The 15,492-nt window shown below is 37.9% G+C and carries 12 protein-coding genes and 2 pseudogenes; 3 read left to right on the plus strand and 11 right to left on the minus strand.

Annotation, left to right across the window (positions count from 1 at the left end; translation table 11 throughout):
• Positions 1 to 14: 14 nt before the first annotated feature.
• The 9 genes and pseudogenes from SRT_RS07530 to argF all read right to left on the minus strand — a co-directional run bounded on the left by SRT_RS07530 (position 15) and on the right by argF (position 7,717).
• Positions 15 to 847, minus strand: a pseudogene (locus tag SRT_RS07530) (NAD(P)H-hydrate dehydratase).
• Complete coding sequence (locus tag SRT_RS07535) at positions 844 to 1,698, minus strand: bifunctional methylenetetrahydrofolate dehydrogenase/methenyltetrahydrofolate cyclohydrolase (protein WP_128833638.1); 855 nt, start codon at positions 1,696 to 1,698, stop codon at positions 844 to 846. The pseudogene SRT_RS07530 and the gene SRT_RS07535 overlap by 4 nt, the downstream one beginning before the upstream one ends.
• A gap of 120 nt (positions 1,699 to 1,818) precedes the next feature.
• Positions 1,819 to 1,965, minus strand: a complete 147-nt coding sequence (locus tag SRT_RS07540) for a FeoB-associated Cys-rich membrane protein (protein ID WP_161940040.1) — start codon at positions 1,963 to 1,965, stop codon at positions 1,819 to 1,821.
• Positions 1,966 to 1,983: 18 nt separating this feature from the next.
• The gene (gene feoB, locus SRT_RS07545; RefSeq protein ID WP_128833640.1) at positions 1,984 to 4,134 is read right to left on the minus strand and encodes a ferrous iron transport protein B; all 2,151 of its coding nucleotides are present in this window, start codon (positions 4,132 to 4,134) and stop codon (positions 1,984 to 1,986) included.
• Entirely contained in the window at positions 4,131 to 4,607 is a 477-nt protein-coding gene (locus SRT_RS07550) for a ferrous iron transport protein A (RefSeq protein ID WP_128833641.1), read from the minus strand. The genes feoB and SRT_RS07550 overlap by 4 nt, the downstream gene beginning before the upstream one ends.
• Before the next feature lie 190 nt (positions 4,608 to 4,797).
• Positions 4,798 to 5,532 carry an amino acid ABC transporter ATP-binding protein gene (locus SRT_RS07555; RefSeq protein ID WP_128833642.1) on the minus strand — a complete coding sequence of 245 codons (735 nt, stop codon included), beginning with the start codon at positions 5,530 to 5,532 and terminating at the stop codon, positions 4,798 to 4,800.
• Entirely contained in the window at positions 5,532 to 6,218 is a 687-nt protein-coding gene (locus tag SRT_RS07560) for an amino acid ABC transporter permease (protein WP_128833643.1), read from the minus strand. The genes SRT_RS07555 and SRT_RS07560 overlap by 1 nt, the downstream gene beginning before the upstream one ends.
• 213 nt (positions 6,219 to 6,431) lie before the next feature.
• The gene (locus tag SRT_RS07565) at positions 6,432 to 6,662 is read right to left on the minus strand and encodes a YkuJ family protein (RefSeq protein ID WP_002263567.1); all 231 of its coding nucleotides are present in this window, start codon (positions 6,660 to 6,662) and stop codon (positions 6,432 to 6,434) included.
• Positions 6,663 to 6,738: 76 nt separating this feature from the next.
• Positions 6,739 to 7,717 (minus strand): annotated as a pseudogene (gene argF, locus SRT_RS07570) (ornithine carbamoyltransferase).
• Positions 7,718 to 7,972: 255 nt separating this feature from the next.
• On the opposite strand from argF, the gene SRT_RS07575 reads away from it, so the two are divergent.
• From SRT_RS07575 to SRT_RS07585, 3 genes are all read left to right on the plus strand, one after another.
• Positions 7,973 to 10,234, plus strand: a complete 2,262-nt coding sequence (locus SRT_RS07575) for an ATP-dependent Clp protease ATP-binding subunit (RefSeq protein ID WP_128833644.1) — start codon at positions 7,973 to 7,975, stop codon at positions 10,232 to 10,234.
• A 110-nt stretch (positions 10,235 to 10,344) separates the two neighbouring features.
• Entirely contained in the window at positions 10,345 to 10,800 is a 456-nt protein-coding gene (locus tag SRT_RS07580; RefSeq protein WP_161940041.1) for an NUDIX hydrolase, read from the plus strand.
• Between the two features lie 66 nt (positions 10,801 to 10,866).
• Positions 10,867 to 11,169 carry a DUF1827 family protein gene (locus tag SRT_RS07585; protein ID WP_161940042.1) on the plus strand — a complete coding sequence of 101 codons (303 nt, stop codon included), beginning with the start codon at positions 10,867 to 10,869 and terminating at the stop codon, positions 11,167 to 11,169.
• Positions 11,170 to 11,502: 333 nt separating this feature from the next.
• Here SRT_RS07585 and ileS read toward each other — a convergent pair whose 3' ends face one another.
• Together ileS and SRT_RS07595 are read right to left on the minus strand one after the other, a co-directional pair.
• Positions 11,503 to 14,295: an isoleucine--tRNA ligase gene (gene ileS / locus SRT_RS07590; RefSeq protein ID WP_128833647.1), complete on the minus strand. Its 2,793-nt coding sequence runs from the start codon at positions 14,293 to 14,295 to the stop codon at positions 11,503 to 11,505.
• Positions 14,296 to 14,670: 375 nt separating this feature from the next.
• On the minus strand, positions 14,671 to 15,486 hold the full coding sequence (locus SRT_RS07595) for a DivIVA domain-containing protein (RefSeq protein ID WP_128833648.1): 816 nt from the start codon (positions 15,484 to 15,486) through the stop codon (positions 14,671 to 14,673).
• Between the last annotated feature and the right edge of the window lie 6 nt (positions 15,487 to 15,492).

The raw sequence follows: 15,492 nt of genomic DNA on the forward strand, positions 1-15,492 counted from the left end.
CTATTTTCGTCATGTCACTCACTCATCTCCTTCATCACTCTTGCTATCTCTGCACTGATTCTTGTTGGTAGGACGACATAGGCCTCTTTGCTTAATTGGTCTGCGATATAAGAGTGGAGGAAGACAGCGACAGCGGTTACGTCAAAGCGGTCTGTGTAAAATTGGGCAACAAAGCCTGCAATCATTCCAGCCAAGGTGTCTCCCATACCGCCAGTCGCTTGATAGGGACCGCCAACTTGGATATGTCCAATTTTTTGTCCTTGATAAATCTTTGTCTGATGGGATTTTGCGACTAGGATGGTCTCTTTTGGAAAATGAACTAGTGCTGTTTGTGTTGCTGTTTCTGTCTGTTCTGGAATAGTCAGTCCCGACAATCTTTCCCATTCTTTTTGATGGGGTGTTAGGATGATTTGCTTGGTTGGCCAAAGGGCTGGTTTTCTTTTGGCTAATAGATTTAGAGCAGAGCCATCAATAATCAAGGTCTGTTTTGATTTGATGGTCTTCCAAACCACATCAAAAGTTGTTTGAGCCAAGTCATCTTCTGCCAATCCCGGTCCCATAAGAACTACATCTGCTGCTGTTATTTGCTCTGACAAGCGATCTTTTTCAACCATATCAAAGACCATGGCTTCAGGCAAATGGCTGTGCAGAGCTGTGATATTGTCCTTGTGGGTCGCAACCGTCACCAAACCAGCTCCGCTATTGACACAAGCAAGGGCAGCCATAATGATGGCGCCACCGTAAGGGTAGTTGCCGCCAATCAAAAGGACACGGCCAAAAGTCCCCTTGTAACTGTCAAGAGGACGTGGTTTAATTATTTTTTCGTTAAAAGGTCATCAATAATCATTTGGTCACACTTCTTAAAGCTGCTTGATAGGTTTGTTCCAAAAGCATGGTGATGGTCATAGGGCCGACACCACCCGGAACAGGAGTGATAAGACTGGCTTTTTGAGCGACTTGATCAAAGTTAACATCGCCGATAAGTTTTCCATTTTTGTCACGGTTCATGCCAACATCAATGATAACAGCACCTTCTTTAACAAATTCCTCAGTGACAAAATTTCCTTGACCAATAGCAACAATAAGCACATCCGCACAGCGTGTGACTTCTGATAAATGTTCCGTTCTAGAATGGGTCAGGGTAACTGTTGCATTTTTTTCGAGCAATAACTGCGCCATTGGCTTCCCAACGATATTGGAACGGCCAATAATAACTGCATGTTTTCCTTCAAGATCAACGTGATAGGCACTCAGCATTTCCATAATACCAGCGGGGGTACAAGGTACCATCATGGAACGACCGCTCCACAAATGACCAGTATTCATAGGATGAAAGCCATCCACATCCTTATGAGGATCAATGGCTAAAATGATTTTCTTGTCGTTAATGTGAGCCGGCAGCGGCAATTGAACCAGAATACCATGGAAGGAAGGATCTTGATTATAACCTTCAATAATCTCAATTAATTCTTCTTCACTAATAGAATCAGATAGGCATAGGGTTTCACTTTTAAATCCTGCTTTGATAGCTGAGCGCTCTTTGTTACGCACATAGACTTGACTGGCAGGATTATCACCTACTAAAATCACCACAAGACCGGGAATAAGCCCATGCTTTTCTTTCATCTGTTCAACTTTATTGGCTAAATGCAACTGCATTTTTTGCGCCAAGGCTTTACCATCAATAATTTCTGTCATTCTCATCTCCTGAAAAAATACTGCTTTTATTATACCAAAAAAGATGAGCAGATAACACGCTGCTACATCTTTTTTTCTATATTTAAATATTATAATCAGTTCAAAATATGAAGCTTTGTTTTAATGTATCTTACTTGATTTTTTCATCTCATCTTTAACAGGGCAGGCACAGTCACAATCGCCACAAGAACCTTTCTGCTTAATATAATGACGGATTCCTAAGAAAGCTCCAGCTGCAATTAAGATAGCAATAATAAAGGTTGACATAGACATTCTTCCTTTCTATTAGTTATGACTTAAACTCAAATTATCTAAGGTAATCACTTTTTCTTTGACCTGACGTGGCTTTCTAATAATAAAGTAAAGCATCACAAGTAATAAAACAAGCGCTAAACCTGTCCAAAGCGTCACTGGCTTGCCATAAAAAGCGACTAAACCAAGCTGGTAAATAACTAAGCTAACAAGATAAGCCAGACCCGTTTGATAAGCAATAGCCACTAAAGTCCACTTCAGATTTCCCATTTCGCGTTTAATAGCTCCAATAGCGGCAAAACAAGGTGCACAAAGTAAATTGAATGTCAAAAATGAATAGGCTGCTAACGCTGTATAATCTCCTTGAAGGCTAACCCATAGTGAATGCGTTGTTTCTGTCGCATCGGGATTATTGTAGAGAATCCCAAAAGTTGCAACTACTGTTTCCTTAGCTGCAAGACCAGTCAGAGCAGCAACAGTCGCTTTCCAATTTCCAAAACCAAGCGGTGTAAAGATCCAAGCCAAGAGACGTCCAAGACTAGCCAAAATACTGTTTTCCGTATCAACTGAATGCAAAGTAAAATTATAGGAACTCATAAACCAGATTAAAACGGTTAAACTAAATATAATCGTTCCAGCACGCTTAACAAAACTCATGGCCTTACCAAAGGCATAGCGCAAAACAGCATCAACCTTTGGCAGATGATAACTTGGTAATTCCATGATAAAAGGACTCGTATAACCGCCTAAAAAACTGGTTTTCTTGAGGGCAATACCTGATAAAATAATAGCAATCATTCCCATGAAATAAGCACTTGGAGCTATCCAAGGATTATGAGGGAAAAAGGCTCCCGCAATTAAGGCAATGACGGATAGCTTGGCTGAACAAGGCATAAAAGTCGTTGTCATAATGGTAATACGGCGATCACGTTCGTTCTCAATGGTCCGACTGGCCATAATTCCCGGAACACCGCATCCCGTTGAAATAAGCATAGGAATAAAGGATTTCCCTGAAAGTCCGAAACGTCTGAAAATCCGATCCATAACAAAAGCAATTCGGCTCATATAACCAATATCTTCTAGAATTCCCAGACAAATAAAGAGGACAAAAATTTGCGGTAAAAAGCCAAGAACTGTCCCAACACCAGCAACAATCCCATCAATGATTAAAGACTGCAGCCAAGCCTGCACCTTCAAAGTTTCTAAAATACCTGTTATAAACTCAGGTACGTATTTGCCAAAAAGAACATCATTAACCCAATCCGTCCCCATTGTTCCCACTGTTTGAATGGATAAGTAATAAACTAAGAACATAACGACTGCAAAAATAGGTAGGGCCAAAACGCGATTAGTCACAATCTTATCAATTTTATCAGAAGCAGACATCTTAAAATCATTATCTTGACTTTGTGCCATTTGACTCACACGTTCAATGAAAGCATAACGCTGATTAATCACAATGGACTCAGAATCTTCTGTGAAGACTTCTTCGGTGATTTGGATGATATCTTTAATTTCCTTCTTTTGAAAAGAAGATAAATCTAATTCTTCTTCAACCAGACGGTCGCGCTCAAATAATTTGATGGCATAAAAACGGCTAAAACGTTCTGGTACTGTCTGACCGAGAACCTCAATAATTTGGGCAATTGCTGCTTCAAATTTGGCATCATAAGTTGGGTATTGAATACTATCAACACTGCTCTTAGTTGTTTGACTGGCTTTTTTAACAGCCTTATCAACACCTGTATTTTTTAAAGCACTGGTCGCAACGACTGGCACTCCCATCTGATAAGCCAATTTATCACTATTAATAGATTTTCCCTGATTTTTTAACACATCACTCATATTAAGCACAATCGTTACAGGAATTCCTGTCTCAATTAACTGCGTTGTTAGGTAAAGGTTGCGTTCCAGATTCGTAGCATCAACCACGTTTAAGATGCTGTCTGCATGATTACTCAGCAGATAATCACGCGCTACTTTTTCTTCAGGACTGTATGGAGACATGGAATAAATACCTGGTAAGTCCTGAACACTAATCTCTTTGAGCTTTTTGACATTACCGCTCTTACGCTCAACGGTTACACCAGGCCAATTCCCAACACGCTGACTTGTCCCTGTTAAAAGGTTAAATAAACTTGTCTTTCCGCTATTGGGATTCCCAATCAAAGCAATTTCTGTCATTTTTCCTCCTGATTGTCTATCTTAACAACACTAATCATCTGTGCTTCAGATTTTCTCAAGGTCAACTCATAACCACGTAAACTGATTTCTATTGGATCTCCTAAAGGAGCTACTTTCCTCAAATAAATCTTTGTATGACGCGTCAGCCCCATATCCATAAGGCGGCGCTTAGCCTCATTAACAGCAAAGATATTGTCAATATATGCAAATTGACCTACTTCTAACTCAGATAAAGGCAATGTTTCAACCGTTTCCTGACTTTCGCTAACATCAATCTTACTTAAAATCGAATCATCAAAAGCTAAACGACTAGATTTCAGCATAACGATAGCACTAGTTTTCGTTTTTGAAATCAATTCAAGACGGCTGCCTACTTTTAAACCGAGATTGGAAAGATGTCTCACACTGTCTTCAGGCAAATTGATACTGACAACAGTATAAGGAACATCTATTCTTGCATCCTGCAGAATCAAATTCTTTGACCCCCTCTCACAGTTTTGATAAAATAAATAATTTACAAGCTTAGTATATCATAATTTTCTCTATTTTCTGATAGAATTCTGTAAAAAAGATAAATGAGAAACATTATAAAAAAGAAGCTGAGTATACCTCCGCTAAATCTTTCTAGATCACTATGCGAAATGCAACTCTCAGCTTTTTTCTTTATAACACTTTTCCAAGGAAATCCCTGGTCCTTTCTTCTTTGGCATTTTTAAAAACTTCTTCGGGAGCTCCCTCTTCAACAATAATACCATCATCCATGAAAATCACACGATCAGCCACTTCATGTGCAAAGCCCATTTCATGGGTGACAATAGCCATGGTCATCCCTGATTTAGCAAGGTCTTGCATAACACTTAACACTTCGCCGACCATTTCTGGATCAAGAGCTGACGTTGGCTCATCAAAAAGAAGTACGTCTGGATCCATAGCCAAGCCACGCGCAATAGCAATTCGCTGTTGCTGCCCACCTGATAGACTTTGCGGATAAGCCGCTGCCTTATCACGCAAACCTACTTTATCCAAAAGCTGATAAGCCTTTTCTTCTGCTTCTGCCTTACTAAGCCCTTTGGTTTTAATAGGGGAAAGCGTAATATTTTCCAAAACCGTCATATTAGGGAAAAGATTAAATTGTTGAAAAACCATTCCCATCTTTTCACGCATTTTGAAAATATCATTGGATTTATCGGTAATATCAATACCTTCAAACGTAATGCTCCCTTTGGTTGGTACTTCCAAAAGATTCATTGTCCGTAAAAAAGTTGACTTCCCTGATCCTGATGGTCCAATAATAACAAGAACTTCTCCTTGTTTGATATCAAGGTCAATTCCTTTGAGTACTTCATTTTTACCAAAATATTTATGCAAATTTTTAATACTGATAAGTGTTTCTGACATTAGCTGGCATCTCCTTTACCAAAACGATTTTCAAGTAATTTGACAAGTGCCGACATCAAGGTTGTCACCATCAAATAATAAAAGGCACCAAATAAAAGTGGGGTCAAAGGCAGATAGGTTGCCGTTACGACTGATTGAGCGCCATTCCATAGTTCCATAACCCCAATGGTCTGCAAAAGAGAACTATCTTTAATGATGGTGATAAACTCATTTCCCAAAGCAGGTAAAATATTTTTAAAGGCCTGCGGTAAAATGACATAACGCATAGCATTTACTGGCTTAATCCCTAATGAATAAGCAGCTTCTAGCTGTCCCTTAGGCACTGCTTCAATTCCTGCACGGACAACTTCTGATATATAAGCACCACTATTTAATGATAGAACAATGATCCCAGGTAAAAGACGGGAAAAATCTAGATCTAAAACACCAAATTTAACAATTGGCATATTGGTAAAATGCAAAAGGACAAAAGAAATCATAATTTGCACAACCATAGGAGTGCCACGAAAAATCCACACGTAAAAGGAAACCAACCAATCTAAAACCTTGATAGGACTGCGTTTAATTAAGGCTACCAGAACACCAATAATAGTTCCAAAAAAGACAACACAGGCTGAAATCATGATGGTTACAAGAACACCATAATTAAAATAAGCCCAATATTTAGATAAAAATGAAAAATCCATGAATTACTCCTCTAAAATGATATGACATATTATATTACAATTTGAATAAAAATACAAGTTACCCTTTAACAATTTACAAGAGCAAAAACAGACAAATAATAAGTCCCTTAAAAACTATTATCTAATCAACAATACCAAAAAGAAAGCTCTTGTACTGAACTTTAAAAAGGAGTCCAGAACTCTTTTGTTCCAGACCCCTTTTTTGAATAACTATTAATAAAGTAAATCGTAGATTTCCATTGCAATAAGGTCAATACTGTCAAAAGTATAAGTCTCATGCGCAGCAACATCCCGCAAAGTAAAGACAGGACCGTTTTCTGGATCATTATTAAAGGAAACCTCTGCAACAACAGCACCATCACGTTCAAAATGACGTTTCAAATTATTGCTGTCAGTCGTCATTAATTCCAAACGATTAATAATTCTCACTAAGTGTGATTCCATGATATTCTCCTATTCGTTTTTTAACTCTTTTCATTTTAACACAAATAAGCTAAAAAAACAGTAAAATAGTTGATTTTTAGATATTTTTTAAGGAGTGATACATAATTGCTTTAATTGAATGTAAACGATTTTCTGCCTCTTGAAAAATAGTCTGGCTATGCTTTTGAAATACAGCATCTGTTATTTCAAGTTCTTTATAACCGTACCGCTCGTAAATTTCTCGGCCAATTTCAGTATTGAGATCGTGAAAAGCCGGCAAACAATGCAGAACAAGAGCATTGGGCTTTCTAACCCTATTAAGCAGAGCTTGATTGATCTGATAGGGCAGTAATAAATCGATCCTTTCCTTAAAATCAACCTCTTCTCCCATGGATACCCAGACATCTGTGTAGAGAATATTAGTATCGGCAACAGCTGCAGTGTCATCAGTAATTGTAATTAGCCCTTCTGTCTGATGCTTTTTAGCCAAATCTACAATTTCTGATTCAGGCTGCAGCTCTTTAGGTGCAATGATTTTAACATTGATCCCCAAAATAGCTGACGTCACAAGTAAGGAATTGGCAACATTATTACGGCCATCCCCTAGATAAGCTAAGGTCAGATCTTCAAATTTCCCAAAATGTTCTTTTATAGTCATAAAATCAGCAATCATCTGCGTGGGATGCCAAGTATCTGTCAAACCATTCCAAACAGGCACACCAGAAAACTCCGCTAAGAGCTCAACACTTTCTTGCTTAAACCCACGGTATTCAATACCATCAAACATGGTTCCTAAAACTTTAGCCGTATCAACAAGAGATTCTTTTTTCCCTAATTGGATGTCATCTTTCCCTAAATAAGACATATTCATTCCCAGATCTTGCCCAGCAACAGTAAAAGCACTCCTTGTTCTTGTAGAGGCTTTTTCAAAAATCAAAGCAATATTGAGTCCATCCAAATACCGGTGTGGAATACGCTCCTTTTTAGTTTTTAAATCGCAGAGCGAGATTTATGAAGTCCTCTATCTCTTTCTTACTATAATCAATTTCTTTTAAAAATGATTTTGCTTTTGCCATAAGTCATCTCCTTGAATTTTTATACTTAATTTTTACATTTTTATTCATATTTGTCAAGAACAGCTTTAACTAAATTAGCTCTAAGCATTCAATATTACAAAATGGTAGCCAAATCATATCAAATTTCTAACTTCCAATCTTTTTACTTGATTTATAAGCGAATGATGCTATAATTAACGTATAAAGTTTGACCATTATTGACCATTTCTTTAATGAGCAAATCTTGTATTCTATGACGAAAGGGGTATTTATATTATGCTCTGTCAAAATTGTAATTTAAATGAAGCGACTATTCATCTATATGCTAATGTTAATGGTCAGCAAAAACAGATTGACCTTTGTCAAAATTGTTATCAAATTATGAAAACGGATCCTGAAAATGGGCCTTTAAATCATCTTTCACAACAAAATTCGTCATCCATCAATCCTTTCTTTGATGATTTCTTTGGCGATTTGAATAATTTTCGTGCCTTTAATAATCAAGATCTGCCAAACACACCGCCAACACAAGCTGGCGGTGGCAATGGCAACGGAGGCAATAATCGCCGTCCCGGCGGACCGCAGCAACAGGCCTCCCAAAAGCCAAATGGGCTGCTTGAAGAATTTGGTATTAATTTAACCGAAATTGCGCGCAAGGGTGAAATTGATCCTGTTATTGGCCGCGATGAAGAAATCACAAGGGTTATCGAAATTCTCAACCGTCGCACAAAGAATAATCCTGTTCTTATTGGAGAACCGGGTGTTGGTAAAACCGCTGTTGTCGAAGGACTGGCGCAAAAAATTGTTGATGGTGATGTTCCACAAAAATTACATGGAAAAAATGTCATTCGTCTGGATGTCGTCAGCCTCGTTCAAGGTACTGGTATTCGAGGCCAATTTGAAGAACGGATGCAAAAGCTAATGGAAGAAATCCGTCAACGTCAAGATGTTATTCTTTTCATTGATGAAATTCATGAAATTGTTGGTGCTGGTTCTGCTGGCGATGGCAATATGGATGCCGGAAATATTTTAAAACCCGCTTTGGCACGCGGTGAGCTTCAACTTGTTGGTGCTACAACACTCAATGAATATCGGATTATTGAAAAAGATGCCGCTTTGGAACGTCGGATGCAACCCGTAAAAGTTGATGAACCTAGTGTTGCAGAAACCATAACGATTCTTAAGGGTATTCAGCCCAAATATGAAGATTACCATCATGTAAAGTATACAGATGAAGCGATTGAAGCTGCTGCAAATCTTTCAAATCGTTACATTCAGGATCGTTTCTTACCTGATAAGGCTATTGATCTTCTGGATGAAGCTGGCTCTAAAATGAATTTAACACTTAACTTTGTAGATCCTAAAGAAATTGATCACCGTTTGGTTGAAGCCGAAAATCTAAAAGCTCAAGCAACTCGTGATGAGGATTATGAAAAAGCAGCTTACTTCCGTGATCAAATTGCCAAATACAAGGAAATGCAATCCGCTAAACTTGACAAGGAGAATACTCCTGTTATTACAGAAAAAAATATTGAAGTAATTGTCGAGCAAAAGACCAATATTCCTGTTGGTGAATTAAAAGAAAAGGAACAATCACAATTAATTCATCTTGCTGACGATCTTAAAACGCGTGTTATTGGACAGGATGCTGCTGTTGACAAAATTGCTAAAGCTATCCGCCGCAATCGTGTTGGACTAGGCACTCCAAATCGGCCAATTGGTTCTTTCCTTTTTGTCGGTCCTACTGGTGTTGGTAAAACAGAACTCTCTAAACAATTAGCTATTGAGCTTTTTGGTTCTGAAGATAGTATGATTCGTTTCGATATGAGTGAATACATGGAAAAACATGCTGTGGCTAAACTTGTTGGTGCACCTCCGGGATATGTCGGTTATGAAGAAGCTGGTCAGTTAACCGAAAAAGTTCGTCGCAATCCTTATTCATTGATCCTACTCGACGAAGTTGAAAAAGCTCACCCAGATGTCATGCATATGTTCTTACAAGTACTTGATGATGGTCGTCTAACGGATGGACAAGGACGCACTGTCAGCTTTAAGGATACTATTATTATCATGACCTCAAATGCTGGTACAGGGAAATCTGAAGCTAATGTTGGTTTTGGTGCCAGCCGAGAAGGCCGGACTAATTCTGTTCTAGGTGAATTGGGTAACTTCTTTAGCCCCGAATTTATGAACCGTTTTGATGGTATCATCGAATTTCAGGCTTTAAGCAAGGATAATCTTCTTCAAATTGTTTCTCTCATGCTTGATGATGTTAATCAGCGTTTAGCTGTTAATGCTATTCACCTTGATGTAACTGATAAAGTTAAAGAAAAATTAGTTGATCTCGGTTATGATCCTAAAATGGGAGCAAGACCATTGCGTCGTACTATCCAAGAACATATTGAAGATGCTATTACGGATTTCTACTTAGAGCATCCTGATCAAAAAGAATTAAAAGCTATTATGACAAGCAGCGGCAAAATTGTTATCAGGGCTTCTAACAAAGTCGAAACGGTTACCAAAGCAGCTTCAGATTAAAGAAATCAGGTCTTTCCTGATTTTTTCTTTTTATCACTAATTAGGCAAATATGGCTTTTTTTAGTATAATAAAAAGCGAATCTGACTGGTTAACAATTGAAGGAGATAATATGACAAACCATCCGACCTTTGGTAATAAATTAGAAAATGTTGATTACAAGACGCGCTATGGTGTTTATGCTGTTATTCCAAACAAAGATAAGACTAAAATCATTTTAGTACAGGCGCCCAATGGAGCTTGGTTTCTACCCGGCGGTGAAATTGAAGCAGGTGAGAATCACTTAACAGCTTTAGAGCGAGAACTCATTGAAGAGCTAGGTTTTACGGCTGATATTGGCCATTATTATGGTCAGGCTGATGAATATTTCTACTCCAGTCATCGTGAAACCTATTTTTACAATCCTGCCTACCTTTATGAAGTCACCCAGTTTACACAGGTTGGTAAGCCTCTAGAAGATTTTAACCACTTAGCATGGTTTTCTATTGAGGAAGCAAAAAGTAAATTAAAACGAGGTAGTCATAAATGGGGAATTGATTGCTGGCAAAAAGACCAAGAGAAAAACTAAATTAGGACAGCATTTCCGTAAAATTCATGCTATAATATTATTATGAATGGATACAGGAGGAAAAACATGAGATTAATCAATACGACTAGCAGTCATCAACATTTAGTTAAAAATCAACTAAAACATACTGATGCTACACTCGTTGAAACTTATTCAGCTGGCAATACCGACGTTATTTTCACTCAAGCGCCTAAACATTATGAACTTTTAATTTCAAACAAACATCGTGCTATCAAAGATAATGAAATTGAAACCATTCGAGAATTTTTCCTCAAGCGTAAAATTAATAAAAATATTGTTTTATTAGATCAATTAAAAACACTGCATACCGCAAACCTAATTGAGATTTCCATTCCAATAGCTGATTAGAAATCATCTGAAACTTAGCACAGCTTCATTCTAATATTAATAGTTAAATAATTTGTTTTATCTTATCTGTCTGCTTTATACTCAATAAAAATCAATAGACTAGGCAGACAGCCGATGAATGTAGTGATTTTGTCTCTTGTCTCTTCGTCACAGCCAACTACAAACAAGCTTAAAAGGTCTCACAGATCCCTTTAAGGTGGAAATAAAGGCAGCAAAGCTAGGAGCATTAGTAACAAACTTTTGGTTTTTGAAGGGTATTAATTCATCTAGAAAGCAAAAAAAGACTTGAACTCATCATTCTCAAATTTTTGAGAACGAAAGAGCTCAGTCTTTTTATTTGCTTTCAAATCCTTGCCTAACAGCTTCAGGGAAATGGTTTTCTACAATAGCTGCACAATGATTACAAATTGTAACATGATAAGGGCGTTCTTTGACAGTTTCATCAATGCGGCGGCAACGGTCACAAACTTGACCCTGAGCATGTTCCACACTAAAGGCTACATCTTCAAAGACAAGTGCATTTTCCGGTGCTTGTTCTTGTGTCACTGTCAATTGTGACACAATAAGCAGTTGGGCAATGTTACTATCAAGAGCAGTCAGAAGCGTTTTAACTTCTTCACTAGCATAGACAGTCAAATGAGCTTCTAATGATTTACCAATAATTTTAGCATGACGGGCTTCTTCAAGTGCTTTTTGTGCTTGATCACGCAGAGACATAAAAGCACTCCATGTATCCAAAATTTCGTCTTGGTTGGCAAACTCTTGTGCTTCAGGCATTTCTGTTAACTGTACAAATGCTTCTTCTTCATGATCTAAATAAGACCAAATTTCTTCACTCGTATGCGGCAAAATCGGCGTCAATAGCTTAGTAATGTTCACCAAGATTTCGTAAAAGACCGTTTGCATTTGACGACGAGCTAAATCGTCTGCTGCTTCAATATAAACAACATCTTTAGCAAAATCGAGGTAAAATGCTGACAAATCAACAGTCACAAAATTAACAACAGCCTTATAGATAGCCATGAAATCATAATGGCTGTAGGCCCGATTAATCACTGCAACTAACTGATTAAATTTGATTATCATATATTTATCAACAGAACGAAGATCCTCAAAGGCAATCTTATTGACATAAGGATTAAAATCAGTGGTATTAGCAATCAAAAAACGAAGGGTATTGCGGATTTTACGATAAGTTTCCGAAACCTGAGCTAAAATTTCCATAGATACACGAACATCACTATCGGTGTCGACAGAAGCTACCCAAAGGCGAAGAATTTCAGCACCATATTGCTTGGCAACATCATTTGGCGAAATAATGTTTCCTTTTGATTTAGACATCTTCTCACCCTTGCCATCCAGAACAAAACCTTGAGACAAGACTGATTTATAAGGTGCATGACCGTTAACAGCTACAGAAGTGATCAGTGATGAATTGAACCAACCACGATATTGATCAGAGCCTTCAAGATAAAGGTCTGCAGGATAGCCTAAGTTTTCACGTGTATTGAGAACACCATTCCAAGATGATCCTGAATCAAACCAAACATCCATAATGTCATTTTCTTTAGTAAATTCACCATTTGGAGAGCCTGGATGAGTAAAACCTTCAGGAAGAAGTTCTTTAGCCTCACGTTGCCACCAAATGACTGAGCCGTGTTCTTCAAACAAATTGGCAACATGGTCTGTCACTTCTTTGGTCATAATGGCAGTGCCATCTTCTGCGTAGAAAATTGGAAGCGGAACACCCCAAGCACGTTGACGTGAAATAACCCAATCACCACGATCACGAATCATATTGTAAAGTCTCGTCTTACCCCAAGCAGGATAAAAATGAACCTTATCAATTTCATCAAGAATATCTTGACGGAATTTTGAAACAGAAGCAAACCATTGTGGGACTGCACGCCAGATAATTGGTTTTTTTGTTCGCCAGTCAAAAGGATAAGAATGCGTGATAACTTCTGATGCTAAAAGCAAATCACCTAGTTTTTCTTTCACTGTTGGCAAAACTTTGTCATAGAACTGTCCTTCAAAATCAGGACCGGCATTTTCCATCATGATACCACGTTCGTTGACAGTGACAACAACATCTAAGCCATATTTAACTCCCACATTATAGTCATCCTCACCAAATCCCGGCGCTGTATGAACAATCCCCGTACCAGAGTCAAGTGTAACATGATCCCCGTTCATGACGAATTCTTCTACATTATCATCCCATGGATGCGCTGTGACAATACGGTCAAGGTCAATACCTTTATGAGTCGCTAACACTTGAGGATTGTCCCAAGCAAAACGTTCTGCCAATTTTGGAAGAAGAGCTTGTGCTACGAGAAATTTACGTTCGTCATTAGCTGGTTTGACAACCACATAATCTATATCTGGACCGACTGTCAAACCACGAGATGCTGTAATGGTAAATGGTGTTGTTGTCCAGACAACAATATAAGTATCTGTATCTAGAATGTCTTTACCATCTTTAACACGATTAGCATAGTAAAGGGAAGTTGAATCAATATCATGATACTCAATCTCTGCTTCTGCAAGAGCTGATTCAGAAGACCAAGACCAATAAACCGGTTTAGCTCCACGATAAATATAGCCTTTGTCAGCCATAGCACCAAAGACACGAATTTGAGCAGCTTCATACTTAGGAACAAGTGTGATATAGGGATTCTCCCAATCTCCTGAGACACCTAAGCGTTTAAAGTCCTGACGCTGCTTATCAACTTGACTCAAAGCATACTGGCGACACATGTCTAAATAATCTGCTAAGTCAATTTCTTTACGTTTAACACCCTTTTTAGCAAGGACTTGTTCAATAGGTAAACCATGTGTATCCCACCCCGGAATATAAGGTGCTCGAAAACCAGACATTGACTTGGAACGAATAATAATATCCTTTGAAATTTTATTAAGAGCATGTCCTACATGGATATTTCCATTGGCATAGGGTGGTCCATCATGTAGGAAAAAAGCTGGTTTATTTGCATTTAATTCTTGACGTTTAGCATAAATATTAGCTTCATCCCATTGTTTTTGCCATTGTGGTTCTTTATTAGGAAGACCTGCACGCATTGGGAAGGCTGTTTTTCCGAGATTAAGCGTTTCTTTTAATTTCATGACAACTCCTTATAATATAATGATGTTTTGCTTTGGAATTAGGAATGAGGGAATTCATTCACTATAGACTTAAATCAATAAAAAGAACTTCCATCAAAGGACGAAAGCTCGTGGTACCACCTTAATTCAGAAAGTTCTAAAAAATTTTTCTTAGCCCAAGCAGTGACTCAAGATAGCAAAACTATCAAGAGGAACTAACGCAGGATAAGGAAAACTTATTGGAATTTCCCTCTTTAGATTCGTAAGGTGAATCTAGCCACCTTCTATCCTAGAAAATCAGATAGAAACAAACAAAATGATAAGCTTCAATTAAGGGAGCATAGGTCTTACACCATCACCTATTCGCTAAATCTATTAATCAAGCTTGTGTTTTTGTTATTCGTTAATATTTAATTTAAAAGTCTGTGTTTCATTCAAATTTGGTTGCTCAGCCGCTGACTCATTTACTTTTGTTTCATCAGCTGCCTCGATAATAAGAGGCTGTTGATCATCAACTGTAGACTGACCAGCTTTTGTCTCTTCCAGTTCTTTATTACTTTCAGAAACACGACGATGCAATTCTTCCATTTCCTCTGGCGTAAATTGACGTGTCACCTCAATAGGTTCAGTATCAGCAGCATCTGGAACATGTTCACCTAAAACTTGCTCTACGACTTCTTTGAAAGCAGCATCTGAATTCTGTAAATAAACAGCAGTTGGTTGAAGTAACTCTGTCCATTCTGGAGAATTTGCAAGTGTTAACTGACCCTCTACTACAGATAAAAGATGTTGATGGAAGACACGGCTTTGACGTTTTAATTCTTCTGTCTCAACTGCAATACGTTTAGCTTCATCTGTTGCATCGCGAAGAATCTGATTAGCTTTTGATTTAGCTGCATCAACTAATTGTTGTGACTCATAAGTAGCTTTGTTAAGAATGTTAGTTGATTCAGTATTGGCTGATGATTTCACTTTTTCAGCTGTTTCTTGAGCCAAAATAACTGATTGACTAAGAGATTCCTTCATTTCATCAAAATAGCCTAATTTATCCTCCAACTCTTTGATACGGTTATCTTTCTCACGATTAGTACGTACCAGTTCTTCATAATCATCAACCACAATATCCAAGAATTCTTCCACTTCTTGAGTATTGTAACCAAACATTTTTGTCCCAAATGTTTTATCTTTAATTTCAAGTGCTGTAATTGCCATTCTATT

The sequence above is a fragment of the Streptococcus troglodytae genome, from assembly GCF_002355215.1.
Taxonomy (GTDB): Bacteria; Bacillota; Bacilli; order Lactobacillales; family Streptococcaceae; genus Streptococcus; species Streptococcus troglodytae.

What these genes read in the sequence shown, in the direction of transcription:
- SRT_RS07580 (WP_161940041.1), top strand. Translation starts at nt 10,345, where the DNA reads ATGACAAACCATCCGACCTTTGGTAATAAATTAGAAAATGTTGATTAC.
- SRT_RS07565 (WP_002263567.1), bottom strand. Translation starts at nt 6,662, where the DNA reads ATGGAATCACACTTAGTGAGAATTATTAATCGTTTGGAATTAATGACG.
- SRT_RS07555 (WP_128833642.1), bottom strand. Translation starts at nt 5,532, where the DNA reads ATGTCAGAAACACTTATCAGTATTAAAAATTTGCATAAATATTTTGGT.
- feoB (WP_128833640.1), bottom strand. Translation starts at nt 4,134, where the DNA reads ATGACAGAAATTGCTTTGATTGGGAATCCCAATAGCGGAAAGACAAGT.
- SRT_RS07575 (WP_128833644.1), top strand. Translation starts at nt 7,973, where the DNA reads ATGCTCTGTCAAAATTGTAATTTAAATGAAGCGACTATTCATCTATAT.
- ileS (WP_128833647.1), bottom strand. Translation starts at nt 14,295, where the DNA reads ATGAAATTAAAAGAAACGCTTAATCTCGGAAAAACAGCCTTCCCAATG.
- SRT_RS07540 (WP_161940040.1), bottom strand. Translation starts at nt 1,965, where the DNA reads ATGTCAACCTTTATTATTGCTATCTTAATTGCAGCTGGAGCTTTCTTA.
- SRT_RS07595 (WP_128833648.1), bottom strand. Translation starts at nt 15,486, where the DNA reads ATGGCAATTACAGCACTTGAAATTAAAGATAAAACATTTGGGACAAAA.
- SRT_RS07560 (WP_128833643.1), bottom strand. Translation starts at nt 6,218, where the DNA reads ATGGATTTTTCATTTTTATCTAAATATTGGGCTTATTTTAATTATGGT.
- SRT_RS07535 (WP_128833638.1), bottom strand. Translation starts at nt 1,698, where the DNA reads ATGACAGAAATTATTGATGGTAAAGCCTTGGCGCAAAAAATGCAGTTG.
- SRT_RS07585 (WP_161940042.1), top strand. Translation starts at nt 10,867, where the DNA reads ATGAGATTAATCAATACGACTAGCAGTCATCAACATTTAGTTAAAAAT.